The 26968-nt window shown below is 67.3% G+C and carries 12 protein-coding genes; 7 read left to right on the top strand and 5 right to left on the bottom strand.

From position 1 onward, the window contains the following. Positions 1-6: 6 nt before the first annotated feature. The 3 genes from U4Y91_RS31720 to U4Y91_RS31710 are packed head-to-tail and all read right to left on the bottom strand — an operon-like array spanning position 7 to position 11553. Entirely contained in the window at positions 7-8349 is an 8343-nt protein-coding gene (locus U4Y91_RS31720) for an Ig-like domain-containing protein (protein ID WP_321808357.1), read from the bottom strand. A gap of 17 nt (positions 8350-8366) precedes the next feature. Further along, on the bottom strand, positions 8367-9941 hold the full coding sequence (locus U4Y91_RS31715) for a multicopper oxidase domain-containing protein (protein WP_415750517.1): 1575 nt from the start codon (positions 9939-9941) through the stop codon (positions 8367-8369). 43 nt (positions 9942-9984) lie between these two features. Beyond that, complete coding sequence (locus U4Y91_RS31710; protein WP_321808356.1) at positions 9985-11553, bottom strand: multicopper oxidase family protein; 1569 nt, start codon at positions 11551-11553, stop codon at positions 9985-9987. A gap of 727 nt (positions 11554-12280) precedes the next feature. Between U4Y91_RS31710 and U4Y91_RS31705 the strand changes: the two genes are divergently transcribed. The 5 genes from U4Y91_RS31705 to U4Y91_RS31685 all read left to right on the top strand — a co-directional run bounded on the left by U4Y91_RS31705 (position 12281) and on the right by U4Y91_RS31685 (position 21787). Next, on the top strand, positions 12281-13105 hold the full coding sequence (locus U4Y91_RS31705) for an IclR family transcriptional regulator (protein WP_321808355.1): 825 nt from the start codon (positions 12281-12283) through the stop codon (positions 13103-13105). A gap of 283 nt (positions 13106-13388) precedes the next feature. Beyond that, the gene (locus tag U4Y91_RS31700) at positions 13389-14762 is read left to right on the top strand and encodes an MdtA/MuxA family multidrug efflux RND transporter periplasmic adaptor subunit (RefSeq protein WP_321808354.1); all 1374 of its coding nucleotides are present in this window, start codon (positions 13389-13391) and stop codon (positions 14760-14762) included. A 15-nt stretch (positions 14763-14777) separates the two neighbouring features. After that, positions 14778-17897, top strand: coding sequence for an MdtB/MuxB family multidrug efflux RND transporter permease subunit (locus tag U4Y91_RS31695; RefSeq protein ID WP_321808353.1), 3120 nt, complete (start codon positions 14778-14780; stop codon positions 17895-17897). An 83-nt stretch (positions 17898-17980) separates the two neighbouring features. Further along, a complete protein-coding gene (locus U4Y91_RS31690; protein WP_321808352.1) occupies positions 17981-21289 on the top strand; it encodes an efflux RND transporter permease subunit in 3309 nt (1102 codons plus the stop codon). A gap of 114 nt (positions 21290-21403) precedes the next feature. After that, positions 21404-21787 (top strand): VOC family protein, encoded by a 384-nt coding sequence (locus U4Y91_RS31685; RefSeq protein ID WP_415750516.1) that lies wholly within the window; start codon positions 21404-21406, stop codon positions 21785-21787. Between the two features lie 104 nt (positions 21788-21891). Here U4Y91_RS31685 and U4Y91_RS31680 read toward each other — a convergent pair whose 3' ends face one another. Further along, the gene (locus U4Y91_RS31680) at positions 21892-23397 is read right to left on the bottom strand and encodes an NYN domain-containing protein (protein ID WP_321808350.1); all 1506 of its coding nucleotides are present in this window, start codon (positions 23395-23397) and stop codon (positions 21892-21894) included. 252 nt (positions 23398-23649) lie between these two features. On the opposite strand from U4Y91_RS31680, the gene U4Y91_RS31675 reads away from it, so the two are divergent. Further along, positions 23650-24279 carry an NAD(P)H-binding protein gene (locus U4Y91_RS31675; RefSeq protein WP_321808349.1) on the top strand — a complete coding sequence of 210 codons (630 nt, stop codon included), beginning with the start codon at positions 23650-23652 and terminating at the stop codon, positions 24277-24279. Positions 24280-24385: 106 nt separating this feature from the next. On the opposite strand, the gene U4Y91_RS31670 is transcribed toward U4Y91_RS31675, so the two are convergent. After that, positions 24386-24937: a peroxiredoxin gene (locus U4Y91_RS31670; protein ID WP_321808348.1), complete on the bottom strand. Its 552-nt coding sequence runs from the start codon at positions 24935-24937 to the stop codon at positions 24386-24388. A 279-nt stretch (positions 24938-25216) separates the two neighbouring features. On the opposite strand from U4Y91_RS31670, the gene cdpA reads away from it, so the two are divergent. After that, a complete protein-coding gene (cdpA, locus tag U4Y91_RS31665) occupies positions 25217-26956 on the top strand; it encodes a cyclic di-GMP phosphodiesterase CdpA (RefSeq protein ID WP_321808366.1) in 1740 nt (579 codons plus the stop codon). Positions 26957-26968 lie beyond the last annotated feature (12 nt).

Below are 26968 nucleotides of genomic sequence, written 5' to 3'. Positions count from 1 at the left end.
CCCCCTTCAAGGTCGATTCAGCGCCGTGCCGAGCCCCAGCGGATTGATCGGCAGGCCGCCCACGACACCGGCCGGCACTTTCGGCACCGTCGGCGGCGCGATCGGCAGGCCGCCCACGGCGCCGGTCGGCACGTTCGGCACCGCCAGCGGCGCGATCGGCAGGCCGCCCACGGCGCCGGTCGGTACGTTCGGCACCGCCAGCGGAGGGATCGGCAGGCCGCCCACGACGTCGGTCAGCACCGTGCCGAGCGCCAGCGGATCGATCGGCAGGCCACCCACGATGCCAGACGGACGGAATTCGACCGCACCGATGTCGTACTTCCCTTGTTGCGGACGCGTCGTGCCGAAGAAGTCATGATTCGGCGCGCCCGCCTGCGTTCCCGCGTTGATCGCGGGCGAACCTGCGCGCGGCGAGTAGTTGCCGAGCAGCACGCCATACCCGGAGCTGCCTGACGCGATCGACATGTTGAACAGCGACAACGGGCCGTACGACATGTTGATCCACTGATTGCCCTCATCCGGCACCGCCGACGGCAGCAGGCTGAACAGCGGGTTCGGCAGCACCGTGTCCGAGATGCCGGGCGGCACCGCGAAGCCGTTTCCGCCTCCTTCCGGCGGCACGCGCGCCCCATTGCAGTACTGGCTCACGACCGACGGGTTGGCCCCGCTGTTGTTCGCGCCCGGGTAGTCGCCCACATCGGTCAGGATCGAGTACTGCGGGCTCAGCGTGAGACCCGACTGATGGTTGCCCGGGCCCGTGTCGCCATACGCACCGATGTCCCAATAGACCGCGTTCGGATCGCAATAGCCCGTCCCATGCCCGGCCTGGTTCAACGTCGGATTCAGCGCAACCGTGTTCTGCAGCCCGGGGATGTTCGGATTCACTCCGGACACCGTGATGAAGAACGTGCGGTTCTGCCAGAACACGTTGTTGGTCAGGATCGGGTTCGAGAAGGTCGTGCAGTTCGGCAGACCCGCCGGACACGCGACGCCGGGCGCGGTGAACGCGGCGATGAAGTTCGCCGTATGCCGCGCGGTCTCGAGTCCGGCCGGCTGGTACGTCGACGTCGTGATCGGATTGCACGTCGTTTGCGCGCCGACCGTGGTGCAGTTCGGCGGCCCGACGTTCGCCTGGGTGGCCGCATCCGTGTTGAACAGCACGCCGGCGGACGCCGTCGCGTCGTTCGACATCACGGTGTTGTTGACGAAGCTCACGCGCACCGCGTCCTGCAACGACACGCCGCCGCCGCCCCAGCCCGCGACATTGTTCGCAATGATGTTGTTGATGACGCGAACCGTGTACCAATTCGCCGCATTGTTGGGGCTGCGCTCCACGTCCGTGCCGTTCACCTGCTGCAGCCGCAACCCGCCGCCCTTGCCGCTCTCCGCCGTGTTACCCATGATCAGGTTGCCGTCGATCACGAGCCGCGGCCCGATACCGTCGGACAGTTGCGGCGCGCAGTCCACGTCGACCGTCGAGTTCTCGCAGAAGGTGCCGTCCGGCGGCACGCCCTGCGCGATGATGCCGCCGCCGTAGGTCGGCAGTGTCGGGTTGTTGCTCTGGTTGAACAGCACCCAGTTGTGCGAGATATCGCCGGCATAGCTGAAGCCGAAGTGCGCGACGCCTCCGCCGTCGCCGCTGCTCATGTTGCCGCACACCCAGTTGTAGTTGAAGTGATAGTTGTCGGCGCCCGAGCAGAACACCACGCCTCCGGCTGACGACGGCGTGCTCGAATTGATTTCGTCGCCGTACGCCGCGTTCGACGTCACCGAGTTGTGATGCACGTTCACAGCCTTGTTGAAGCCGAACGGAAGCTGGGTGATGCCGTTGGGCGCGATCGTGCCGTCCGGTACCTCGACCTGGCCGACCGAGATGCCGCCGGCGAGCGTGCCCGCGTTCGCGAACACACGGTTGTTCGACACCTCCATCAGATGGTTCCAGCCGTGCAGGAAAATCCCGCCGCCGCCTTGCGAGCTGTTCGTGACCGTGATGCCGTCGATGCGCGACGGATTGCACAGGAAGTTGCTCGGGTTATTCCGGCAATCCGGCGGGTTCGGCTGGAACCGCGTCGGGCCCGTGAGCGGCACGCAAATGCCGTTCGCGGTGCAGTTCGGGTCGGGTTGCGGCACGCCGCCCACCAGCACGTCCCGCACGCCCTTGCCGAGCACCGTGATGCCTGCGCCTTCGTACGCGCCCATCAGCGTCGGCTCGAGCAGCATTTCGCCGAGGTTGCCGTTCAGGTTCGAATCCCACCCCACGGTCGGCTCGAACGGGATCGGATCGACCTTGCGCTGCATCGCCGTCGGGCACGTGTACGTGCCGGTCGGATCGAACGGGTTCGATGCCGAGATCATCGCGCCGTTCATTGCGACACCGAACAGGCAGTCGACCTCCCTGCGCCACGCGTCCATCTTGCCCGACGGATGCGTGTTCGCGTTGATCACCACCGACGGGGCGCCGACGCCCTGCAGCCGCACCGGCTTCCACATCACGACCATTTCGTTGTAGGTGCCCGGACCGACGATGATCAGGTCGCCCGGGGTCGCTTTGTCGATCGCGGTCTGGATCGCGTCGTTGGTCGCGTTCTCGCCGTTCACGTAAGTCGGCGCCTTGCCACCCACCGTCACGGTAACCGTATCGATCGTGTTCTTGCCGCTGGCGGTCGTGACGACCAGTTCGCCGCAGGACGTCGGCGTCAGCACGCCGCGCTGGTCAACGGTGCAGCTCGAGCCGATCAGCGGCGTGACGACGACATGGATCTCAGAGTCGGTCCACGACTGCACTGAAGCTACGTGGCCGCCGATCGTGACCTTCCCTTGCGTCGCACCGAAGCCATAGTGGCGCTTGACGAATTTCTGGTTGAACGGCGCGGCGGTCGCGGCTGGCCCGTTGTACGCGTTGTTCGGCACGACCTGGTCGCCGAGCGCCTTGATCGTCAGCTGGTGACCGACCGTGCTGACCCACGGGCCCGCCCCTCCGCCGCTCGAGTCGCCGGTCACGCTGGCAATCGCGGGCGTACCGTCCGGGTACGCACAGTCGGGCGGGTTGTAGCCGGAAGCAAACGCCTGGACCGGTACCACCGGCGTGTCCATGTACTGGGTCTGGCCGGGCATGAACGGAATCTCGTAGCAGAACTGGCTGTATGCCGGGTTGAACATCGGATCACGAATCGTCTTCCCCGGATGCGCCGGGTCGGGCATGTCCGGATCGTTCATGCAGGCGACCATCATCGTCGGCGCGTAACCGGTCGGATTCGGCGGGTTGACCTGCCACGTCGAATAGTTCAGCCCGTTGAAGATGCCCCACGAATCCGAATACGTGCGCGCCACTTCATTGCCGGCGAAGTCCTTCATCGAGATCGGCACGTTCGGCACCGCGAACTTCTCGCCGAACTGCGGCGAGTACGGATCGAACTCGGACGAGAAGTCGTCGAGCATGAAGCCGGTGTAGTGCGCGGCGACATGCGTCGAGCTGAACAGCCAGAACTTCGCGAGCGCCGACATCTCGTTCGTGAGCGTGACTTCCTTGCGGTCGCACAGGTGCCGCGAGGCACCGGCGAACGGCGCGACCTCCTTCGAGCCCGGGAACAGGCTGATGTAGTCCGGCACGATACGCAGCGCGCCGACGCACGGCCAGAAGGTCTCGACACTGCCCGTGTCGCCTTCGTGCCGCGGCGTCGAACCGAGATCGGACGTTGGGTTCTGCGCATTGTTCGGGTTGAAGGTCGAATTCATCGCCGCCTGGTCGGGCAGGATGAAGATATTGCCGAGACCGCCGAACTGTTGCGTCACCGGGGCGATGTAGTTGTCGCCGATCAGGATGTTCTTGTCCTCCTCCTTCACGAGCTCGTAGCCCGGCGGCACCACCACCTCGACGACGTATTTCCCGGTCGGCAGCATCTTCGTGCCGTCGCCCGACGGGTTCGCCACGCAGATCGTGCAGTTCGTGCCCGTCGGCAGGCCCGTCGACGGGTCGCGCGTCGTCACGCTCGGGAACTGGTACATCCCGTCGTAGGGCGCCGGCTGCACCTGGTTGAACGCGTGCATGCCGTCATAGCACTTGAACTGCGAATTCGCAGGCAACGCGCGATGCGTCGGGTCGAGCCACTGCGGGCTGTTCTTCAACGTGTAGAAGAACGGGTCGCTCGCCTCCTGCCCGGGGCAGTTCATGTTCGGAATGCCGTCGGAGCGGAAGCCCTGCGCCCAGTCGTCCCAGCTGCTCGTCTTCGTCGTATCGACGAGCGCGAGCGTCGTCGTGCCGTCCGTCGCCGTATCCTCCCGGTACAGGTTGACCGTCACGTTCGGAATGTCCGGCGTCCAGCTCGTGTGAATCAGCAGCGCCGGGTCGTCGAACGGCCGCGTCGACGCGTAGATCACCTCGCCCTTGATGCCGCCGTTCTCGGTCGGGCCGAACGGCTTCTTGCCGAACTCGATGAACGAATTCTGGCCGGAGAAACCCTGCCAGCCTTCGGTCGTCACCCATGGCGGATCGATCCGTGCAGTCGACGGGTTCGTGCCGGACTGGTCCGTGCAATCCGCGTCGTTGCAATACTTGGCGCCCGGCACGCGCAGGTTCGTCGGCAGATGCGCGGTCGACGATTCGATCGTGTTGGCGAAATTCGCCGCGATGTTCGAGCTGCCTCCGCCCGGCGTACCGTCGACCGGGCCGCCCGCGTCATACACCACGTGCACGCCCGTCTGTTTGTAGCGCGTCGTGTCGGCTTCGGCCACGTACCAGTTGAACAGCGGGAACACTTCGTTGAATCCGGCGAAGCCGTTCAGGTCCGTGTTGTTGAAGTTCGAATAGCTGCCGTCGCGGAAACGGATGTTGGTCGGCACGAGCGTGAGCCCGGGCTCGCTGTCCTGCGAGACGCCGTCGCCGTTCTGGTCGAAGAAGGTCCGCGTGTACAGATTCGTATGCCACTGCAGCACGGGGATATCGCCAAGGTCCTTGGACTGTCCGCCCTTCAACTGCGTCGCCGTCGCCAGCCCGTCCACGATCTGGTCGTTCCATTGATCGAAGACCGTGATGCGGAACGTGCCGTCGGGCAGGCCGCTGATCTTGAACGTGCCGTCGGGATTGCACTTGGTAAAGGCGATGTCCTCCCCGTCGGTGTCGCCGACGCTCACATAGCACTGCGTGAAGCCGAGCGAATCGCGCGAGCCCGAGCCGTACAGGTTCTCGTTCGGCGGGCGGCTGTAGTGCAGATTCGTGATCCGGCCGGCGAGCGAGTTGTTGCAGGTCGTGCCGGCGCATACCACCGGCAGCCGGTCGTTGATGATCTTCGGATTCGCGAAGCCGATCGACACGTGGAAGCCCGCGGGCCCGAACTCCTGGAAGTACGACGGGCCGCCGACCTTGATGAACGCGTCGTGGGCCTTCTGTCCGTCCAGCGTGTTGGTCTGCAGCCATTCCTCGCCGCGGCCGCTCCGGTCGGCGCCCGGCGTCGCGACGACGCCATAGCGTCCCGGCATCAGGTTCGCGATGACCGCCTGGCCGACCAGCGGCGACAGCGTCTTGCCGTCGGACTCGTACTTCGGGCAGGTCGGGATCATGCCGACGAGGCCGTCGGTGGACGTCGTCGAAATCGGGCACGCATTCAGGCCGGTGGAAGGATCGATCGTGCCCTGCAGCGAGTTCGACAGCGGCATGTTGAACATGTCGTAGGTCATCTGCCCGGTGGCGTCGCCGGTGCCGCCCGCGTCGTCGAACAGTTTGATCTCGAACCCGCCGAGACCCGGCTCATGCGAGCTGCCGAAGCCGTCGTTGCCGCCGCTCACGTCCACTTCGCCGTTGACGGGCGCATCGTCCTCGAACACGAATACCGAGATCTTCGCGGTCTGCAACGGCGTCTCCTGCACGAGCACGTTGACGCTCTTCTGGGCCGGCGCGATCGGCGCGCCGCCCATCGTATGACCGCAGGTGCCCGTGCCCGGCGCGAAATCCGCGCCGCCGGGGCCCGACGGGCAATCCTTTGAAATGTCGAACTGCCGCATCGCGCTGGTGGGGTCGTTCGGATCGACGGGTTTCGGGGCGCCCCCGCCGTTCGAGAAACTGTTACCCGCATCGCCCGGCAGAATCGAGATGTAGTAGTGCTTGGTCGGATCGAGCGACACCTGGCTCGGGTCGACCGCCACCTGTTGCGCGGCGTTCGTGCGGCACGCGCCGTTGCCGATATCGCATACCGTGGGTACGTGCGTGTTGGTTGCAGGATCGAACACCGTCTGCCCCGACTCGCACGCCACCGTGCCGACGCATCCCGCCGCGATCACCGGCATATAGCTCGTATGGAAGCTGGTGCCGAGACTCGGCACCGGCAGCGGCGGACAGTTCGCGGGGCGCGGTGTCGTGTTCACCTGGCAGGCCGGGTCGATCTGGAACGTGCGGTCTTCCTCGATGATCCAGCGGTAGTCGGTGAGCTGCACGGGCGTCTTGCCCGGTGCCGCGCTCGGCCCATCCAGCACCTTCACGGCGAGCCCGCTGCCGCCCTTGAACGTGACGGCAACGTTCGCGGCGACGCTCGCCGTGTTCTGCGAGTTGACCGCCGTATACTTGAAGGTCACGCCCGCGGTCGCGGCGCCGACGGGCGGCGCGCTCGGCGTTACGGAGAACGAACCGTCCGCGTTCAGCGTGACGGTGCCGCCGCTGACGCTGCCCGGCACCACTGCCGCGGTGAGCGGCAGACCGCCGGGGTCCGTGTCGTTGCCGAGCACGCCCGGCGCGCCGATCTGCAGCCGCGATGCGATGTTGCTCGTGTAGCTGTCGTCGTGGGCGACCGGCGGGCCGGACAGGCAGCCGGCGGCTTGCGTGCAGGGAGCCAGCGTCACCGTCGCGGTGACCGCGGGATTGCCGTTCGCCTGATACACGAAGCTGTCCGACGTCGCACCGGCATTGGGCACGTAGTTGAACGTGCCGTCCGGGTTCAGCGTCACCGTGCCGTTGGCCGGCTTGGTCACGAGCTGCACGCCATAGACGCCGACGTCGTTGGCGATCACCCCTTTCCCGGGGTCCGCCACGGTCAGCGTGTTGCCCGCCACGAGGAAGTACTTGTCGGGATTGGCGACGACGTTCTGGCCGCCTCCGCCGGCGGACGGAAGCGCGCCGTTGTTGATGCTGAGATACGCCTGCATGCCGCCGTCGCGCTGGTTGTTGGTGGACAGGCTCAGTTGCCGGTCAAACACCGGCAGCGCGGGCGCATTCAGGCCCGGCGCGGTCATCATCACGTCGTAAGTCTTGCCGGCCGCCATGAACACGGACGACTGCACGCGCGGATTGCCGGGCAGCGGATTGCCGTCCTCGGCGACGAGCGTGAAGCCGGAGACCGACGGGTTCCCGCTTTGCGCGCCGACCACCGACGGCACGTGCATCCGCAGGCCCGCGTTGACGAAGCGCAGGAGCACCTGGCCGGTCGACACGGAGGCCGTTGCGGGGAACGACGACCGGTTCGGATTCGTGCGATCGAAGGCGACGCCGTTGATCAGGTAATAACGCGGATCGTAGTTCACGGCCGGCGGATAGCAGGTGCCGAACGATGAGGAGTGCGAATCCCCGCAGCCACCAGAAAGGCCAGACCATACCTTCGTTTCGCTGAAGCCGGTGGTTGCCACGGCTGCCGCGACCGCCGCGTTCTGCACCGGATCGATTTCGCTCAGCACGAGCGGGATGTCGGCATCGTATGGCACGCCCGGATAGGCGACCGGTCGCGACGTCGCGGACGGCGGCGGCGTGCGCACCACCAGCACGCCGTAGAGGCCCATCGGCCCCTGGATCGACGGATGGGAGCCCGATTCGATCAGGTAGGTGCCGGGCCGCAGGTTGTTCCACTTCAGCGCCGTCGTCGCGCCGTGCGCCACCTCGGTCGAGAACGACTGAACCCGTGGCCCTTGCGCGGGCGGCGTAAACGTCGCACCGCTGCCGGTGCCTGCGATCGGCCAGGTCGTCGAGGTCTGGGTCGGATGCACGGGGCTCTGGGTCGACGTCGCCGTCTTGCCGAGACCGCCGCCCAGCTGGCCGACGATCACGAGCGACGTCGGCACGGTGGCAGGCAGACTGTTCGTGAGGTTGATCGTCAGCGTCGCGCCGGACGGCACGGTGATCACCACCGGCGACCAGCCCGATCCGGCGCCGGGATTGGCCGCCGCGCAGGTGGCCGGCGCCACGGCGGCCGCCGAGCACGTGTAGCCCCACATCGGTACGATCTCGCCGTCGGGCATCGTGGCCGACACGGCCTTCGCCGTCAGGTTCACGGTCTGGGCGAGCGATGCCTCGCTCGCTGCCAGCAGCATCGACGCGGCGAGGCTCGCCTTGGCCAGGCGGAGAAACGTCGCCTTGAACTGGATGAATCGCATTTCCGTTCTCCCCGCCTCTAGTTGCCTTCGTTGATCACGAAGACTTGTGGATCGACGAGCATCATCATCATCATTCCGCCCGGGAAGATGTTGTTCGTGGTGATCTCGCGTTCATTGTGCGAATGCCACATGAATGCAAAGCCCGCTTCGCTTCCCGGCGGATTCGCGATCGTGCCGCTCGGCGGCGTCGTGCCGGTCGGCGAGGTCGCGCGAATCGTCGCATCCGGTCCGAGATAGGGACTGCCGCCATACCACGCACCGTTCGTCAGGATGTGCGAGTCGGGCAGCGTGACCGGTCCGCCGCTGCCGACGTTGCCGAACGGATGCGCTTCGAGCGCCTTGTTGTGGTCCGCGCACCATTCGTAGTAGTTCGGCGCCGTCGGGTCCGCCGTGTAGTAGCCGTTCGCATCGGGAATGCAGACGCTGCCGTCGCCCGGCTTGTGCCCGTAAACGTCCCAGTTGAGCCCCTTGCCGGTCCAGTAGAAGATGCCGTCCATGGTTTCGCCCGGCGTCGTGGTCGTGGTGAACAGCAGCGGGCCCGCGACCTTGGTCGCATCCGACTTGGCAAGAATCAGGTTCCCGTCGCGCGCGAGCACGCGGACGTGATTGCCGTGCTCGTGGAACGGATGCTGCCATCGGCCCGTGCCGATGATCCGCAACAGCACCAGCTCGCCGGGGTGCATGTGCGGATTGCCGTTGTAGGGCTGATGCGGATACTGCATCGCATAGTTCGGGTCCATGTCGTCCGGCATCGAGCGGCCGTTGATCATGAAGTACGCGGGGTGATAAGGCTCGGTCTCGACGGTCATGCAGCCCGTCGGCAGCGTGCACGTCTTCGCGGCCTCCTGCTCGGCCTGCGTATGGATGCGCGGATCCATTTCGGAGAACTGAAAAAGATACTCACGGTCATAGCACGCCGAAACATGGTTGTATGCGGCCGCCGCGTTGCGGTAGTCCGGCTGGCCGTCGGGCAGCGTCGCGGCGACTGCGCGGCATCCCGCCGGCAAGGCAAGCACGCCCGGCGCCGAGGTCGGCAACACGATGATCGCGCCATAGAGGCCCATCTCGATCTGCAGGTCGCCCCGTGTGCCGCTGTAGTAGGCATGCGTGCCGGGCGTCGCCGCGACGAAACTGTAGGTGACCGTGTTGCCGTGCGCCGCCTCGCGCGTGAGCAGCCCGGGCACGCCGGTGAGCGCGGCCGGACACGAGCCGTCGGGATTGAGCGCCGCCGCGCACACCTGGAACCCCTGAAACAGGATCGACGTGTTGCCCGCGGCCGCGGGCAGGTTGTTCGTGAGCGTCACCGTGATCACGTCGCCCTGCCGCACGATCAGTGTCGGCCCGGGAATCTGCATGCTCGGGCAGTTCGCACCCGTGATGCCCGCCGGCGAGAATCCCGCCGGCGCCGTGCGGCAGCCGTAGCCCCACGAATAGACGCTCGTGCCGTCTGGCTGGCTGATGCGGCTCGCTTCGGCGCTCAGGTCGAAATGCGTGCCGGTGATGCCCGGCGCGGCGGCCAGAACCGGCCCGCAGAGCAATGCGGCAAGCATTGCCACGGCGAGACGTACGAGCCGTCCGGCACCCGTGCACATTGCGGTCCGGATGTCATGAGTGAAGTGGCCCACGATATTTCTCCTAGATGCAGGACTTCGTAGCCGGGTTGAGCGCGGCGGGGCAGATGCGGACCTCCGTCATCAGCCCTCCGAAGTTCTCGGCGTCGTTCGACAGGTGATCGAGATTCGGCGTGTAGAGGTAGTAGACCGACCCCGGCGCGTACTTCGTCGTGTCGCTCGCATCGAGAATCACGTCGATGGATTCGCCGCCGCCGAGCGTGATCGAGTTGGTGTAGTAAGTCATGTCGTTGCCGGCCATGTCGCGCAGCAACCGGGCGTTGACGCCGATCACGTGCATCCTCACGCCCAGCGACGCGAGCGTCTGGAATTCGGTGACGTCGAGATCGGAAATCCGGAGCAGCGCGCGGCCGCCGGCCGGGATATTGATGATCGTCGGCAGCGGCTGGGAAACATGGGCCGTGCCGTCGGCCACCGGGGTCTGCATCGGCCCCTGGGTCACCGTGTCCGGATAGCTGCGCCCGTTCAGCATGAAGTACTTGTCCTTCATGTCGGTGAACGGTTCCGGATTGAACGTCATCCCCACGAAATGGAAGTTCGGATCGAAGCCGTGGATCTGCACCGGATACTCGACGTCGTATGCAGTCGAACCGTCGCCGTCGTTGTATGCGTAGAGCGTCGGCTTGCCGCTCTTGTCGTTGACGTGCAGCACGCCATTGGAAGGCGGCAGCGGCGTCGAGCACAGAATGTCGTTGCCGCACCGGGTGCGAAGATCGTCTTGCTGCGCGACCAGCGACGCGTACAGCGACTTGCCGGACGGCACCCGGTTCTGGCGCGGCCGCACGAAGATCTGGCCGACCATCCCCATCTGGAGGTGCTCCGGCGGCGTGATGTGGCAGTGCCAGAAGTAGGTGCCGGCATCGGGCGCGAGATAGTAATAGGTGAAGCTGGCGCCGATGTTGATCGCCACCGACGCATCCGGCACGCCGTCATAGAACGACGACGCATTCGGATAACCGTGGAAGTGCACCGTGTGCTGCTCGAACAGGTCGGGGCGCATGATCATGCCGACGTTCGTGAGCGTCAGGAAGAACTCGTCGTCCTCGTCGATCGCCATCTCGGGCGCCGGCATGTTGCCGTTCATCACGCCGATATCCATGATCGGACGCGGATCCACATGGCCGGTCAACTGGCCCGGCGGCGACGATTCCGGGTCGGGCACGAGGCCGACCGCTCCGTTATAGGTCGCGTCGGTTCTCGGATCGCCGACCGTGTTGAACACCGACGCGAACTCCGTACCGGCGCGGCCGGCCTGGATGTCGGCAATGCCGGACAACGGGCCGAAGGCAAACAGGTACGTCTGTGTGCCGTCGGCCATCGTGGCGTACCCGTCGCCGCCCGAGATCTGCTGACACTTGATGGCGCCGTTGACGATACCGGTCGGCGTGGAGTTCAGCCCGGTGAAGGACGGTCCGGTGTAGGCGGGTTCCGCACCGCCGGCCGGCAGCGCCGTCGGATGGGACGGCGTGGTGAACGGACATTGAACGCGAAACGTTTGGGCAAACGAGGGAACGGCGCACATTAGGAGCAACAGTGCCGCCACACTGCCGCAACACGCGCGGGTACTGAACATATGACCTCCATCCAAGGGGTCCGCCAGCGACACGCGCTGGACGTCATGCTCTGCTGCAGACGCGGGCCGCGACGCTTTCACGGCCCGTACCGGCATTCTGCGGACGCGCGCGCAAGGCCGGGATGGGTCACCCTCCTACTTTTGCATAGGGGGTCCCCGGCGAACGGGGGCATCATTTGCCGCACGATCGGCGCACACGGCGAGCGCATGCCGGTGGCGCGGCCAGCCGATGATTGAAATGACGGAAACGAGGGTCCGGCGCGAACGACGCGGCGATCTGGGGGAGGATGGCTGGCGACGCGGTAAACTTCGCTGTGGCGAAACCGCGGCGTTCAGGCCCTGGTGGCGGGCTTGCCGGCCTGAAACGGGAAACGACGGGCAAAAAAAAGCGCCACGGAGACCGTGGCGCTAAAAAAGTTCTAGCCATTCCGAGGGCCGTGCTAGAACCTGAGAGACTGCGCGAAACACCGTTGCCGGTTAAACTCCTGAAACGATGTTTCGAAAACGTGAGACATTCTTTCCGTTTCCGCCCGACAAGTCAAGCGGTATTTGCACCGGTTTGTTCACTTTCCGGCAACGCTCATTTGAGCACTTTCCTAATAAACCAAGGGTGAACCCGTAAAATCTCATCCGATGAACGATTCACCCATGGAACATGCATCTTTTGACAATCATCCTACAATACCAACAAAATGAAATCGAGTTTCGGAAATAGAGAGAATCCCTCGTGTCGACATCTGTAACGCCTCCCGCGCCCCGAGACCGCGAATCGTCGCCGGACGAGATCACCGCGCTCGCGCGCGGCCTCGCCGTGCTGCGCCGCATCGCGGCCGCCGACGCCCCGGTCAGCAACCGCGAGCTGACCGAATTGACGGGCATCCCGAAGCCGACCGTGTCGCGCATCACGGCGACGCTCGTCAGCGCCGGCTTCCTGTTCCAGCTGCCCGACAGCGAGCGCTTCGTGCTGACCGCGTCGGTGCTGGAGCTGAGCCACGGCTTCCTGCGCAACTTCGACATCCGCGCGCGCTCGCGGCCGTTCATGATCGAACTCGCCGAGCGCACGTCGCTGTCGGTGCACCTCGCGGTGCGCGACCGGCTCGACATGGTCGCGATCGACGTGATCCGGCCGCGCTCGGCCGTGCTCGTCACGCGCCTCGAGATCGGCTCGCGGATGGACATCGCGCGCACCGCGGTCGGCCGCGCGTATCTCGCGGCGCTGGAGGACGACGAGCGCCGCGCGCTGCTCGATGCGCTGCGCGCGACGGCCGGCGACGACTGGCCGCACGTATCGGCGCGCCTGAGCCCCGGCCTCGACGACGCGATGCGCGCCGGCCACGCGATCGCGATCGGCGAATGGCGCGAAGGGCTGAATGCGGTCGCGGCCGGGTTCGTCGGCCCGTCGGGCCAGCGCTATTCGGTGAACTGCGGCGGCGCATCCAGTCAGTGCTCGCCCGAATGGCTGCAGGAACACGTGGTGCCCGCGCTGCACGAATGCATCGCGAAAATCACCCGCGAGATCGGCGGCGCGCCGGCCCGGCGCAGCGCCGTGTAATCGATCCGTCATCGCCCCGTCGCGTTCTGTAACGACCGTAACCCGTTGAAAGATAGACGACTGGACTGTAACGGGGACGGGACGTAGGATCATGCCCATCGTCGCGCCGCATTCGCGGCGCGCACCGCTCTTTTCCGCTCTTTTCACTTCCGCGCAGACCGGAAGGGCCCGGACCGAGCCGGCCCTCCGGCACCGCATGCCCATGCGCCGCCCCAGGCCCGTTTTCCAGCCCGGTTTCCAGCCCGTTTCCCGGCCTGCCGAGCCGTCTTCCTGACAGAACCCGATGGACAATCAACAAAAGCCCACGCCCCCTTCGAAGGATCCCGCCTCCCCCGCCGCGCGCCGCCCGCGCCGCACGTGGGTGATCGGGACGCTCGCGGTCGTCGTCATCGGCGGCCTGCTGTGGTGGCACCCGTGGAACCGCACGCAGGCCGACGCGCAGGCGGCGGCCAGCGCGGCTTCCGGCGCGAGCGCAGGCGGCGGCCATCGCGGCCGCGGCGGCCCCGCCGCCATGGCGAACGTTCCGCAACCCGTATCGGTCGCGACCGCGACGCAGGGCGAGATGCCGATCGTGCTGTCCGCGCTCGGCACCGTGACGCCGCTTGCGAGCGTGACGGTCAAGACGCAGCTGTCGGGCTACCTGCAGTCGGTCGCGTTCCAGGAAGGCCAGATCGTCAAGAAGGGCGACCTGCTCGCGCAGATCGACCCGCGCCCGTACCAGGTCGCGCTCGAGAACGCCGAAGGCACGCACGCGCGCGACTCGGCACTGCTCGCGACGGCCCGCCTCGACCTGAAGCGCTACCAGACGCTGCTGTCGCAGGATTCGATCGCGTCGCAGACGGTCGACACCCAGGCGTCGCTCGTCAAGCAATATGAAGGAACGGTGAAGACCGACCAGGCGGCGATCGACTCCGCGAAGCTGAACCTCGCGTACGCGCGCATCACGGCGCCGGTGTCGGGCCGCGTCGGCCTGCGCCAGGTCGACCCCGGCAACTACGTGACGCCGGGCGACACGAACGGGATCGTCGTGATCACGCAGCTGCAGCCGATGAGCGTGATCTTCACGACCTCGGAAGACAACCTGCCGCAGATCGTCAAGCAGGTGAACGCGGGCCGGAAACTGTCGGTCACCGCGTACAACCGCAACAACACGGTGCCGCTCGAGACGGGTTCGCTCGCCACGCTCGACAACCAGATCGACACCAGCACCGGCACGGTCAAGCTGCGCGCGACCTTCGATAACAAGGAAGGGCTGCTGTTCCCGAATCAGTTCGTGAACGCGCGGCTGCTGGTCGACGTGATGCGCGATGCGACGATCGTGCCGACGGCCGCCGTGCTGACGGGCTCGATCGGCCAGTTCGTGTACATCGTGAAGCCCGACAACTCGGTGACGGTGCGCAAGGTCACGATCGGCCCGGTCGACGGCGAGCGCACGAGCATCGTCAGCGGCGTCGCGCTCGGCGAGCGCGTGGTCACCGACGGCTCCGACCGGCTGCGCGAAGGCGCGAAGATCACGATCCCGGCCGACAAGCCGAAAGGCGCGTCGGGCGCGCACGGCGCCGGCGCCGGCGCGGCGTCCGGCGCATCGGGCGCGGCCGCCCGCCGCGGCGGACACAAACACGGCGCGTCGCAGGCAGCGGCCCCCGCGGCCCAGTAACGCGCGGGCCGCTCGATGAATCCATCCCGTCTCTTCATTCTCCGGCCGGTCGGCACCGCCCTCCTGATGGCGGCGATCATGCTGGCCGGTCTCGTCGCGCTGCGCTTCCTGCCGCTCGCCGCCCTGCCCGAGGTCGACTACCCGACGATCCAGGTCCAGACCTTCTATCCGGGCGCGAGCCCGGAGGTGATGACGTCGGCGGTCACCGCGCCGCTGGAGCGGCAGTTCGGCCAGATGCCGTCGCTGAACCAGATGTCGTCGCAAAGCTCGGCCGGCGCGTCGGTGATCACGCTGCAGTTCTCGCTCGACCTGCCGCTCGACATCGCCGAACAGGAAGTGCAGGCCGCGATCAACGCGGCCGGCAACCTGCTGCCGTCCGACCTCCCGGCCCCGCCGATCTACGCGAAGGTCAACCCGGCCGATGCGCCGGTGCTGACCCTCGCGATCACGTCGAAGACCCTGCCGCTCACGCAGGTGCAGGACCTGACCGACACGCGTCTCGCGATGAAGATCTCGCAGATCGCGGGCGTCGGCCTCGTCAGCCTGTCGGGCGGCAACCGGCCTGCCGTGCGGATCCAGGCGAACCCGACCGCGCTCGCGCAGTACGGGATGAACCTCGACGATCTGCGCACGACGATCTCGAACCTGAACGTGAACACGCCGAAGGGCAACTTCGACGGCCCGACGCGCGCGTACACGATCAACGCGAACGACCAGCTCACCAGCGCCGATCAATACAACGACGCGGTCGTCGCCTACAAGAGCGGCCGCCCGGTGATGCTGACCGACGTCGCAAAGATCGTCGCCGGCTCCGAGAACACCAAGCTCGGCGCGTGGGTCAATTCCGAGCCCGCGATCATCCTGAACGTGCAGCGCCAGCCGGGCGCGAACGTGATCGCGACCGTCGACGCGATCAAGGCGCAGCTGCCGAAGCTGCAGGAGACGCTGCCCGCCGCGCTCGACGTGCAGATCGTCACCGACCGCACGACGATGATCCGCGCGGCCGTGCGCGACGTGCAGTTCGAGCTGCTGCTCGCGGTCGCGCTGGTCGTGCTGGTGATGTACCTGTTCCTCGCGAACGTCTACGCGACCATCATCCCGAGCCTGTCGGTGCCGCTGTCGCTGATCGGCACGCTCGCGGTGATGTACATGGCCGGCTTCTCGCTGAACAACCTGTCGCTGATGGCGCTCACCATCGCGACCGGCTTCGTCGTCGACGACGCGATCGTGATGATCGAGAACATCGCGCGCTACGTCGAGGAAGGCGATTCGGGGCTCGAGGCCGCGCTGAAGGGATCGAGACAGATCGGCTTCACGATCATCTCGCTGACGGTGTCGCTGATCGCGGTGCTGATCCCGCTGCTGTTCATGGGCGACGTGGTCGGGCGCCTGTTCCACGAGTTCGCGATCACGCTCGCGGTGACGATCGTGATCTCGGCGATCGTGTCGCTCACGCTAGTGCCGATGATGTGCGCGAAGCTGCTGCGCCATTCGCCGCCGCCGGAGAGCCACCGCTTCGAGGCGCGCGTGCACCGCGCGATCGACCGGGTGATCGCGCGCTACGGGGTCGCGCTCGAATGGGTGCTGAACCGAGAGCGCTCGACGCTCGTCGTCGCGCTGCTGACGCTCGCGCTCACCGCCCTGCTGTACGTCTACATACCGAAGGGCTTCTTCCCCGCTCAGGATACCGGCGTGATCCAGGCGATCACGCAGGCGCCGCAGTCGATCTCGTACGGCGCGATGGCCGAACGCCAGCAGGCGCTCGCGGCCGAGATCCTGAAGGATCCGAACGTCGCGAGCCTCACGTCGTTCATCGGCGTCGACGGCAGCAACATCACGCTGAACAGCGGCCGGATGCTGATCAATCTGAAGGCGCACGACGCCCGCTCCGAATCGTCCGCGCAGATCATCCGCGACCTGCAGCAGCGCGTCGCGAACGTGACCGGCATCTCGCTGTTCATGCAGTCGGTGCAGGACCTGACGATCGACTCGACCGTGAGCCCGACGCAGTACCAGTTCATGCTGACGAGCCCGAACCCGGACGAGTTCGCGACCTGGGTGCCGAAGCTCGTCACGCGGCTGCAGAAGGAGCCGTCGCTCGCCGACGTCGCGACCGACCTGCAGAGCAACGGCCAGTCGGTGTACATCGAGATCGACCGCGCGAGCGCCGCGCGCTTCGGCATCACGCCGGCGACCGTCGACAACGCGCTGTACGACGCGTTCGGCCAGCGTATCGTGTCGACCATCTTCACGCAGTCGAACCAGTACCGCGTGATTCTCGAGTCGGAGCCGAAGGAGCAGCATTACGCCGAATCGCTGAGCGACATCTACCTGCCGTCCGCGGGCGGCGGCCAGGTGCCGCTGTCGTCGATCGCGTCGTTCCATGAGCGGCCGTCGCCGCTGCTCGTCGCGCACCTGTCGCAGTTCCCGTCGACGACGATCTCGTTCAACCTCGCGCCGGGCGCGTCGCTCGGCGAGGCCGTCAAGGCGATCGAGGCCGCCGAGAAGGACATCAACCTGCCCGCGTCGTTCCAGACGCGCTTCCAGGGCGCCGCGCTCGCGTTCCAGGCGTCGCTGTCGAACCAGCTGTTCCTGATCCTCGCGGCGGTCATCACGATGTACATCGTGCTCGGCGTGCTGTACGAGAGCTACATCCACCCGATCACGATCCTGTCGACGCTGCCGTCGGCCGGCGTCGGCGCGCTGCTTGCGCTGATGATCACCGGGCACGACCTCGACATCATCGGCATCATCGGGATCGTGCTGCTGATCGGCATCGTGAAGAAGAACGCGATCATGATGATCGACTTCGCGCTCGAAGCCGAGCGGGTCGAAGGCAAGCCGCCGCGCGAGGCGATCTACCAGGCGTGCCTGCTGCGCTTCCGGCCGATCCTGATGACGACGCTCGCCGCGCTGCTCGGCGCGGTGCCGCTGATCGTCGGCGCGGGTGCGGGCTCCGAGCTGCGCCAGCCGCTCGGGATCGCGATCGCGGGCGGCCTGATCGTGTCGCAGGTGCTGACGCTGTTCACGACGCCCGTGATCTACCTCGGCTTCGACAGCCTCGCGCGCCGCGTGCGCGGCTGGTTCGAGCGGCACGGCCCCGGCGCCGATGCCGGCAAGCACACGGGTGCGTAAATGAAACGACCCCCACGCTCACTTCGTTCGCTGCCCCTCAAAGGGGCGGTCGGCACCCTTGGGGCGGCCCAGCGAGTGCCGACATGAACCTGTCGCGCCCCTTCATCACCCGCCCGGTCGCGACCACGCTGCTCGCGCTCGGCGTCGCGCTCGCGGGCCTGTTCGCGTTCATCCGGCTGCCGGTGTCGCCGCTGCCGCAGGTCGACTTCCCGACCATCTCGGTGCAGGCGTCGCTGCCCGGCGCGAGCCCCGAGACGGTCGCGACCAGCGTGACGAGCCCGCTCGAGCGGCACCTCGGCTCGATCGCCGACGTCAGCGAAATGACGTCGACCAGCACCGTCGGCAACGCACGGATCACCCTGCAGTTCGGGCTGAACCGCGACATCGACGGCGCCGCGCGCGACGTGCAGGCCGCGATCAACGCGGCGCGCGCCGACCTGCCCGCGTCGCTCAAGAGCAACCCGACGTACCGCAAGGTCAACCCGGCCGACTCGCCGATCATGATCGTGTCGCTCACGTCGGAAACGTCGTCGCCCGCGAAACTGTACGACGCCGCGTCGACGGTGCTGCAGCAGTCGCTGTCGCAGATCGACGGGATCGGCCAGGTGTCGGTGAGCGGCTCCGCGAACCCGGCCGTGCGCGTCGAGCTCGAACCGCAGGCGCTGTTCCACTACGGGATCGGCCTCGAGGACGTGCGGGCCGCGCTCGCGTCCGCGAACGCCAACAGCCCGAAGGGCGCGATCGAATTCGGCCCGAAGCACTACCAGCTCTACACGAACGACCAGGCCTCGCAGGCGTCGCAGTACAGCGACCTGGTCGTGGCCTACCGCAACGGGGCAGCCGTGCGGCTGTCCGACCTGTCCGAGGTCGTGGACGGCGTCGAAGACCTGCGCAACCTCGGTTTGTCGAACGGCAAGCGCGCGGTGCTCGTGATCCTCTACCGCTCGCCCGGCGCGAACATCATCGAGACGATCGACCGCGTGCGCGCGGCGCTGCCGCAGCTCACCGCGTCGCTGCCGGCCGACATCACGGTCACGCCGGTGCTCGACCGTTCGACGACGATCCGCGCGTCGCTGAAGGACACCGAGCACACGCTCCTGATCGCGGTCAGCCTGGTCGTGATGGTCGTGTTCCTGTTCCTGCGCAACTGGCGCGCGACGCTGATCCCGAGCGTCGCGGTGCCGATCTCGATCGTCGGCACGTTCGGCGCGATGTACCTGCTCGGCTTCTCGATCGACAACCTGTCGCTGATGGCGCTGATCGTCGCGACCGGCTTCGTCGTCGACGATGCGATCGTCGTGCTCGAGAACATCACGCGCCACATCGAGAACGGCAAGCCGCGGCTGCAGGCCGCGTTCGACGGCGCGCGCGAGGTCGGCTTCACGGTGCTGTCGATGAGCATCTCGCTCGTCGCGGTGTTCCTGCCGATCCTGCTGATGGGCGGCATCGTCGGGCGCCTGTTCCGCGAGTTCGCGCTGACGCTGTCGCTCGCGATCGGCGTGTCGCTCGCGGTGTCGCTCACCGTCACGCCGATGATGTGCGCGCGGCTGCTGCGCGAAGCGCACGAGGTGCAGGAGGAAGGCCGCCTCGGCCGCTTCCTCGAGCGCTTCTTCACGCGGATGCAGCGCGGCTACGAGCGCTCGCTGTCGTGGGCGCTGCGCCGCCCGCTGCTGGTGCTGCTGATCCTGTTCGCGACGATCGGGCTGAACGTCTACCTGTACATCATCGTGCCGAAGGGCTTCTTCCCGCAGCAGGACACCGGGCTGATGATCGGCGGCATCCAGGCCGACCAGTCGACCTCGTTCCAGGCGATGAAGCTGAAGTTCGCCGAGATGATGCGGATCGTGCAGGCCAACCCGAACGTGAAGAGCGTCGCGGGCTTCACCGGCGGCAGCCAGACCAACTCGGGCTTCATGTTCGTCACGCTGAAGGACCGCACCGAGCGCAAGCTGTCGGCCGACCAGGTGATCCAGCAGCTGCGCAGGCCGCTGTCGGACGTCGCGGGCGCGCGCACGTTCCTGCAGGCCGCGCAGGACATCCGCGTCGGCGGCCGGCAAAGCAGCGCGCAATACCAGTTCACGCTGCTCGGCGATTCGAGCGCCGAGCTGTACAAGTGGGCGCCGCTGTTGACCGAGGCGCTGCAAAAGCGCGCCGAGCTGACCGACGTGAACTCCGACCAGCAGCAAGGCGGCCTCGAGGCGATGGTGACGATCGACCGCGCGACCGCCGCGCGGCTCGGCATCAAGCCCGCGCAGATCGACAACACGCTGTACGACGCGTTCGGCCAGCGCCAGGTCTCGACGATCTACAACCCGCTGAACCAGTACCACGTCGTGATGGAAGTCGCGCCGAAATACTGGCAGAGCCCGGAGATGCTGAACCAGGTATGGATCAGCAAGTCGGGCGGCAGCGCGAACGGCTCGCAGACGACCAACGCGGCGGCCGGCACCTTCGTCGCGACCTCGGCCGGCACGTCGAGCGCCGGCACGGCCGCGACGAGCGCCGCGGCGATCGCGTCCGATTCCGCGCGCAACCAGGCGCTGAACTCGATCGCGTCGAGCGGCAAGTCGAGCGCGTCGTCGGGCGCGGCGGTGTCGACGTCGAAGTCGACGATGATTCCGCTGTCCGCGATCGCGAGCTTCGGCCCGAGCACGACACCGCTGTCGGTCAACCACCAGGGGCTGTTCGTCGCGACGACGATCTCGTTCAACCTGCCGCCGGGCGTGTCGCTGTCGGAGGCGACCCAGGTGATCTACCAGACGATGGCGCAGATCGGCGTGCCGCCGACGATCGTCGGCAGCTTCCAGGGCACCGCGCAGGCGTTCCAGCAGTCGCTGAACAACCAGCCGATCCTGATTCTCGCGGCGCTGCTGGCCGTCTACATCGTGCTCGGGATCCTGTACGAGAGCTACATCCACCCGATCACGATCCTGTCGACGCTGCCGTCGGCCGGCGTCGGCGCCCTCCTCGCGCTGCTGCTGTTCAAGACCGAGTTCAGCATCATCGCGCTGATCGGCGTGATCCTGCTGATCGGTATCGTGAAGAAGAACGCGATCATGATGGTCGACTTCGCGATCGACCAGACGCGCAACGGCAACAAATCGTCGTTCGATGCGATCCACGAGGCGTGCCTGCTGCGCTTCCGGCCGATCATGATGACCACGATGGCGGCACTCCTCGGCGCGCTGCCGCTCGCGTTCGGCCACGGCGACGGCGCCGAGCTGCGCGCGCCGCTCGGGATCGCGATCGCCGGCGGCCTGATCATGTCGCAGGTGCTGACGCTCTACACGACGCCGGTCGTCTATCTGTACATGGACCGGTTCCGCGTGTGGGGCGAAAAGCGCCGCAACCGCCGTGGCAATTCGGGCGGACCGGCGGTGGCCGGGGAGTAAGCGGACCACGAGCAAGCGGCCGCGCCACGCGGCCGCTTGACAGGCTTGCACGCCGGCGGCGATCGGCTATCGTGTGTCCATGCCTACCCTCGCGCCCCGTCCCGGGGACCCGCCATGAACGTCCAGCTGAACCATACGATCGTCTGGTGCCGCGACAAGCACGCGTCGAGCCGTTTCCTCACCGAGCTTCTGGAGCTGCCGGCGCCGACGCCGTTCGGCGCGATGCTGGTCGTCCAGCTCGACAACGGCGTGTCGCTCGATTTTTACGAAAAAGAGGGAGAGATCGCGGCCCAGCACTACGCGTTCCTGACCGACGAGGCCGGCTTCGATCGCGTGTTCGCGCGCATTCGCGCGCGCGGCCTGCCGCACTGGGCTGATCCGGCGAGGCGGCAGCCCGGTGAGATCTACCGCCATGACGGCGGGCGTGGTGTGTATTTCGACGATCCGGACGGTCACTTCCTCGAGGTGATGACGCGGCCGTACGTGCTGAACGGATAACGCAGCGCGTCGGCCGGTGTTGCACCGGCCGACGCGGCGTCACGGGCAGCGCCCTCGGTCGGACGCCGTCCCGCCATGACGCCGCCTGACGCCCCCTGACTCCGTTACTCGGCGGCGGCGGCCGTCTTGCGCGGTCGGCGCGCGCGGGTCGCCGTCTTGCGGGCCGGCTTCTTCGGCTTGGCGCCGGTTGCCGCGTCGGCAGCCGCTTCACCGGTCGATTCGGCGGCCGGTGCTGCTTCGTACGACGGCTGCGCGGCAGCCGCCGAGGCACCGTACTCGCCGGCCGTCGGCGCCGCGTGCTGCGCCGCGACGTGCCGGCCCTCACCGTGCTCCGCGTCGCGATGCGTCGCTTCTGCATGCTCGCCTTCGGCATGCTTGCCGTCCGCGTGCTTGTCGCCACCGTGCTTCGCACCGCCGTGCGCGGCCTCGTCCGGCTTCGCCGCCGCGTGACGGCCGGCACCCTTCGCATCGCCGGCCTTCTTCGCGCCGGCCTTCTTCGCCGCGGTCTTGCGCGCGCGCTTGCGGCCGTCCTTTGCGTCACCGTGCGTCTCGGCCGCTTCATTCGCGTCGGCCATCGCGGCCGGCACGCGCGCCGCTTCGTTCACGACGTCGGCGACGTCCGCCTCGTCGGCATCGGCCCGCACGCTTTCGTCGACGGCCGCTTCCGCCCGCTGCCCGCGGCGCCGCGGCTCGCGCTCGGCCGTTGCGGCTTCCCCGTGGCGCCCGCCGTGACCGTGCTGCGCACCGCCCGTATCGCGTGCCGCCGCCACCGGCTCGGCCGCCGCCGCGGACTGGCGCGGCCGCGACACGAACGCGCCCGACTTGTCGTCGCGTCCCACTTCGAGCAGGCCGCGCGCCTGCGCTTCGTCGAGCAGGTTGCCGAACGCGCGGAAGCCGTAATACGACTCGTTGAAGTCCGGCTTGCGGCGCTTGATCGCACTCTTGAGCACCGACGCCCAGATCTTGCCGACGTCGTCGCGCTCCGACGCCAGCGCATCGAACGTCTCGACCGCGAGCGCGATCGCCTCGCTGCGGCGCACTTCCAGTTCCGGCTTGCGCGACGGCTCGTCGGCGCGCTTCGCGCCGCCGTTGCCAGTGCGCTGCTGTTCGCGCTTCGCCAGCGCGCGCTGCTGCTCGCGCACCAGGTCGTCGTAGAAAATGAATTCGTCGCAGTTCGCGACCAGCAGGTCCGACGTCGACTTCTTCACGCCGACCCCGATCACCTTCTTCGCGTTCTCGCGCAGCTTCGACACGAGCGGCGAGAAATCCGAGTCGCCGCTGATGATCACGAACGTATCGACGTGCGACTTCGTGTAGCAGAGATCGAGCGCGTCCACGACGAGCCGGATGTCGGCCGAATTCTTGCCCGACTGGCGCACGTGCGGAATCTCGATCAGCTCGAAGCTCGCCTCGTGCATCGAGGCCTTGAAGCCCTTGTAGCGCTCCCAGTCGCAATACGCCTTCTTCACGACGATGCTGCCCTTCAGCAGCAGCCGCTCCAGCACGGGCTTGATGTCGAATTTCTCGTACTTCGCGTCGCGCACGCCGAGCGCGACGTTCTCGAAGTCGCAGAACACGGCCATGCTGATGTTGTCCAGGGGTAATGCCATGTGTACTCCAACCGGTTGGCCGCCGCGTTGTATTGCCTGGCGGCGAAAAATGCATCGCGCACATGATAGCCGGTCGGCGGGGCGATTCCGCGATCCGTGCGCGCGACCGCGCGGACGACGGGGGCCACGTCAGCCATTTCGGTACGGTACAGCCCCAATTACCCGAGCGCCGCCGCCCCGATCGACATACACTTGAGTATCGGTCGTCCGTCCCTATCTGGAAGGATGACGCATCGAGCAAGGAGCGGTTTCATGACGACGAAGGTATTGCTGATTGGCGCGACCGGCCGCACGGGCCGGGCCTGCGCGGATCTGCTGCTCGAGCAGCCGGAATTCGAGGTGACTGCGCTGGTGCGCCGGCACGGCTATGCGCTGCCGGGCGCGAAGGTCGTCGAGGCCGATCTGACGGGCGATTTCTCGCACGCGTTCCAGGGCATCACGCACGTGATCTACGCGGCCGGCTCGGCAGAATCGGAAGGCGCCGCCGAAGAGGAGCAGATCGACCGCGACGCGGTCGCGCGCGCCGCCGAGCACGCGCTCGCCTACAACGTGCAGAAGCTGGTCGTGATCAGTTCGCTGACCGCGTACTGGCCGGAGCGCAGCGGCGACGCGCTGCGCCACTACTCGCAGATGAAGCGCGAAGGTGACGACCGCGTGATCGCGTCGGGCATCGATTACGTGATCCTGCGCCCCGGCCCGCTCGCGGACGGCCCGGGCGTCGGCAAGATCGCGCTGACCGAGGAGCCGCTCGACGCGGCGCCGCCGGTGTCGCGCCAGGATGTCGCGTGGGCCGCGATCGAGGCGATCAAGCTCGGCATTTCGCGCAAGGTCGTCGGCTTCGTCGGCGGCAGCGTGCCGATCGAACAGGCATTGCGCGCCTAACGCTTGCCCGGCCTGCCCGCGCCGCCACGGGGCGGCGCGTTTCATCGCGCCTGCGGCCCGCGAGGCGGGCCGCTTGACGGCGGGCTGACCGCCTGCGGGTGGCTGCCTACGGCTTCGGATGCGCGTCGGCCCACGCCTTCACCGCGCCGAGCGTGTTCTCGACATGCTTGTCGGGCGACAGGCTCGTATATTCGTACAACACCTTCCCTTCCGGCGAAATCACGTAGGACACGCGGTTCGCGCGATCGAGCGCGGGCAGCTTCGCGTCGTATTCGCGGATGATCTTCGCATCCGGATCGGCCGCGACCGGGAACTTGCTGCGGCACTCGCTCACCGAGAACTTCGTCAGCGTGTCGATGTTGTCCGCGGATACGCCGATCACCGTCGCGCCGTAAGCCTTGTAACGATCGACCGCATCCGCGAACGCATGCGCCTCGATGGTGCAGCCCTTCGTGAACGCGGCCGGGTAGAAGTACAGCACGACCGGCCCGTGCTTCAGCGCATCGGCCAGCGCGTACGTGTAAGTCTTGCCGCCCAGCGACGCCTGCGTCGTGAAGCCGGGCGCTGCGTCGCCCGGCTTCAGTTCCGCCTGCGCGACCGGCGCATGGCCGGCCACCAGCAGCGCCGCCGCGGCGCCCACCAATAGTTTTCGCTTCATCTGCGTCCTCATTTCTTATAAAGTCAGCCTCGATGTAGGCCGCATCGGCGTTCGCCTGTCGAACGCCGATGTGCACATCCCGGTCCAGCGGCAGTGCCAGCCACGGCCGAACGGTTAAAGATTTCGTGCAGCCTGCCGTTATTCCTTCCGGACAACCAGTTCCAGCCCTTCACGTCAGCGAGACACATGGAAGCCAACAGGAAACAGACGCCACGCAAGGGCTCCTGGCGCAATGCCTTGCATACGCTGCGCCGCTTCGCCTGGTCGGGCGGCGCGCTGATGCCTGCGCGCGCCGGCGCGCCGCGCCGCGACGACACCGTGCGCAACTGGCTGGAACAGACGGTCGGCACGGTGGACTTCCTCGCCCATGTCGACCGCGAGCTGCGTTTCCTGTATGTGTCCGATGCGAGCCTGCGCTTCATCGGCTATCACCGCGACTACCTGCACACGCTGACGCTGCGCGACCTGATCGCGGAACAGGATACCGCGACGCTCGAAGGCCTGCTTGCGCGCGCCGCGCGCTCCGGCCAGGTCGAGAAGGCGACGATGTGCATCGTCAAGTCGCTCACCTACCCGCTCGACGTCGAGATCCGCGCGTTCAAGAGCCGCCACCACGGCGTCGACGGCTTCGCGATCGCGGCGTTCGACGTGTCGGCCTGGCGTGCGCTCGAGGCCCGCCTGACGTACGAGATGCACCACGACCCGATGACGGGGCTCGGCAACCTGTCCGCACTCGTGCCGGCGCTGATGCGCGCCCAGCAGGCCGCCGACGAAAGCGGCACCTGCGCCGCCCTGCTGCTGCTCGACCTCGACGACTACCAGCGCATCAACCGCGCGCTCGGCTACGACGCCGGCGACACGCTGCTGCGCGACACCGCGCAGCGGCTGCAGGCGCTCGTCGCGCCCGGCGAGCAGCTCGCGCGTGTCGCGAGCGACAAGTTCGCGGTCGTGCTCACCGCACCGGACCGCGCACGCGCGAGCAATGCCGCGGACGCGCTCGCGCGCCGGCTGCAGGCCGCGGTGCGCGAACCTTACGCGTACCAGGGGCAGACCGTCCACCTGTCCGCGAGCATCGGCATCGCCGTGTACCCGGACGAACGGGCTGCGCCCCATCGCGCGCAGCACCACAGCCCGCTGCTGCGCCGCGCCGACCACGCACTCGCGCAGGCGAAGGCATCGGGCGGCAACGCACTCGCGTTTCACGCGCCGGTCGACGATCCGGCCGACGCCGAGCGGCTCAAGCTCGAAGCCGACCTGTACGACGGCGTGCGCAACGGCGAGTTCTCGCTCCACTTCCAGCCGATCACGCGCAGCCAGTCGGGGGCGGTGGACGGCGTCGAGGCGCTGATCCGCTGGCGTCATCCGGTGCACGGCCTCGTGCCGCCGGCGACCTTCATTCCGCTCGCCGAATCGATCGGCCTGATCAACTATCTCGGCAACTGGGTGCTCAAGGCCGCGTGCATGCAGCTCGTCGCCTGGGATCGCCAGGGGCTCGCGCTGCAGTACGTGGCGGTCAACGTGTCGCCGCAGCAGTTCCGCGACCCGCGCTTCACACAGAGCGTGCGCGAGGCGATCGCGCTGACGGGCATCGACCCGCGCCGCATCGTGCTCGAAATCACCGAAAGCCTGCTGATGCACGACCCCGTGCAGGCGAAGGGGCTGCTCGAGGAGCTGACCGAGCTCGGCATCCGCTTCGCGATCGACGATTTCGGCACCGGCTATTCGAGCCTCGCCTACCTGCAGCGCTTCCCGCTCGCGAAGCTGAAGATCGACCGCAGCTTCGTCGAGAACCTGCTGACGTCGCGCAACGACCGCGCGATCGTGTCGGCAGTGGTCGGCCTCGCGCAGACGCTCGATCTCGAGCTCGTCGCGGAAGGCGTCGAGACCGAGGCGCAGCGCGAACTGCTGACCGAGATGGGCTGCAACCACATCCAGGGCTGGCTCGTGTGCCAGGCGCTGCCGTCCGAGGAACTCGCACGGCGCTTCGAGGCGCAGCAGCTGCGCCTGCACGCCGCCTGACGCGCGCGGCGA

The sequence above is a fragment of the Burkholderia sp. BCC1993 genome (assembly GCF_905339865.1).
In the GTDB taxonomy this organism is placed as follows: Bacteria; Pseudomonadota; Gammaproteobacteria; order Burkholderiales; family Burkholderiaceae; genus Burkholderia.
The sequence above is the reverse complement of the archived record's forward strand: the minus strand, read 5'-3'. Positions and strand labels throughout refer to the sequence as shown.

Excerpts from the sequence above, each read along its gene's own strand:
- U4Y91_RS31720 (WP_321808357.1), bottom strand. The coding sequence starts at position 8,349 with ATGCGATTCATCCAGTTCAAGGCGACGTTTCTCCGCCTGGCCAAGGCG.
- U4Y91_RS31715 (WP_415750517.1), bottom strand. The coding sequence starts at position 9,941 with ATGTGCACGGGTGCCGGACGGCTCGTACGTCTCGCCGTGGCAATGCTT.
- U4Y91_RS31710 (WP_321808356.1), bottom strand. The coding sequence starts at position 11,553 with ATGTTCAGTACCCGCGCGTGTTGCGGCAGTGTGGCGGCACTGTTGCTC.
- U4Y91_RS31700 (WP_321808354.1), top strand. The coding sequence starts at position 13,389 with ATGGACAATCAACAAAAGCCCACGCCCCCTTCGAAGGATCCCGCCTCC.
- U4Y91_RS31695 (WP_321808353.1), top strand. The coding sequence starts at position 14,778 with ATGAATCCATCCCGTCTCTTCATTCTCCGGCCGGTCGGCACCGCCCTC.
- U4Y91_RS31690 (WP_321808352.1), top strand. The coding sequence starts at position 17,981 with ATGAACCTGTCGCGCCCCTTCATCACCCGCCCGGTCGCGACCACGCTG.
- U4Y91_RS31685 (WP_415750516.1), top strand. The coding sequence starts at position 21,404 with ATGAACGTCCAGCTGAACCATACGATCGTCTGGTGCCGCGACAAGCAC.
- U4Y91_RS31680 (WP_321808350.1), bottom strand. The coding sequence starts at position 23,397 with ATGGCATTACCCCTGGACAACATCAGCATGGCCGTGTTCTGCGACTTC.
- U4Y91_RS31675 (WP_321808349.1), top strand. The coding sequence starts at position 23,650 with ATGACGACGAAGGTATTGCTGATTGGCGCGACCGGCCGCACGGGCCGG.
- U4Y91_RS31670 (WP_321808348.1), bottom strand. The coding sequence starts at position 24,937 with ATGAAGCGAAAACTATTGGTGGGCGCCGCGGCGGCGCTGCTGGTGGCC.
- cdpA (WP_321808366.1), top strand. The coding sequence starts at position 25,217 with ATGCCTGCGCGCGCCGGCGCGCCGCGCCGCGACGACACCGTGCGCAAC.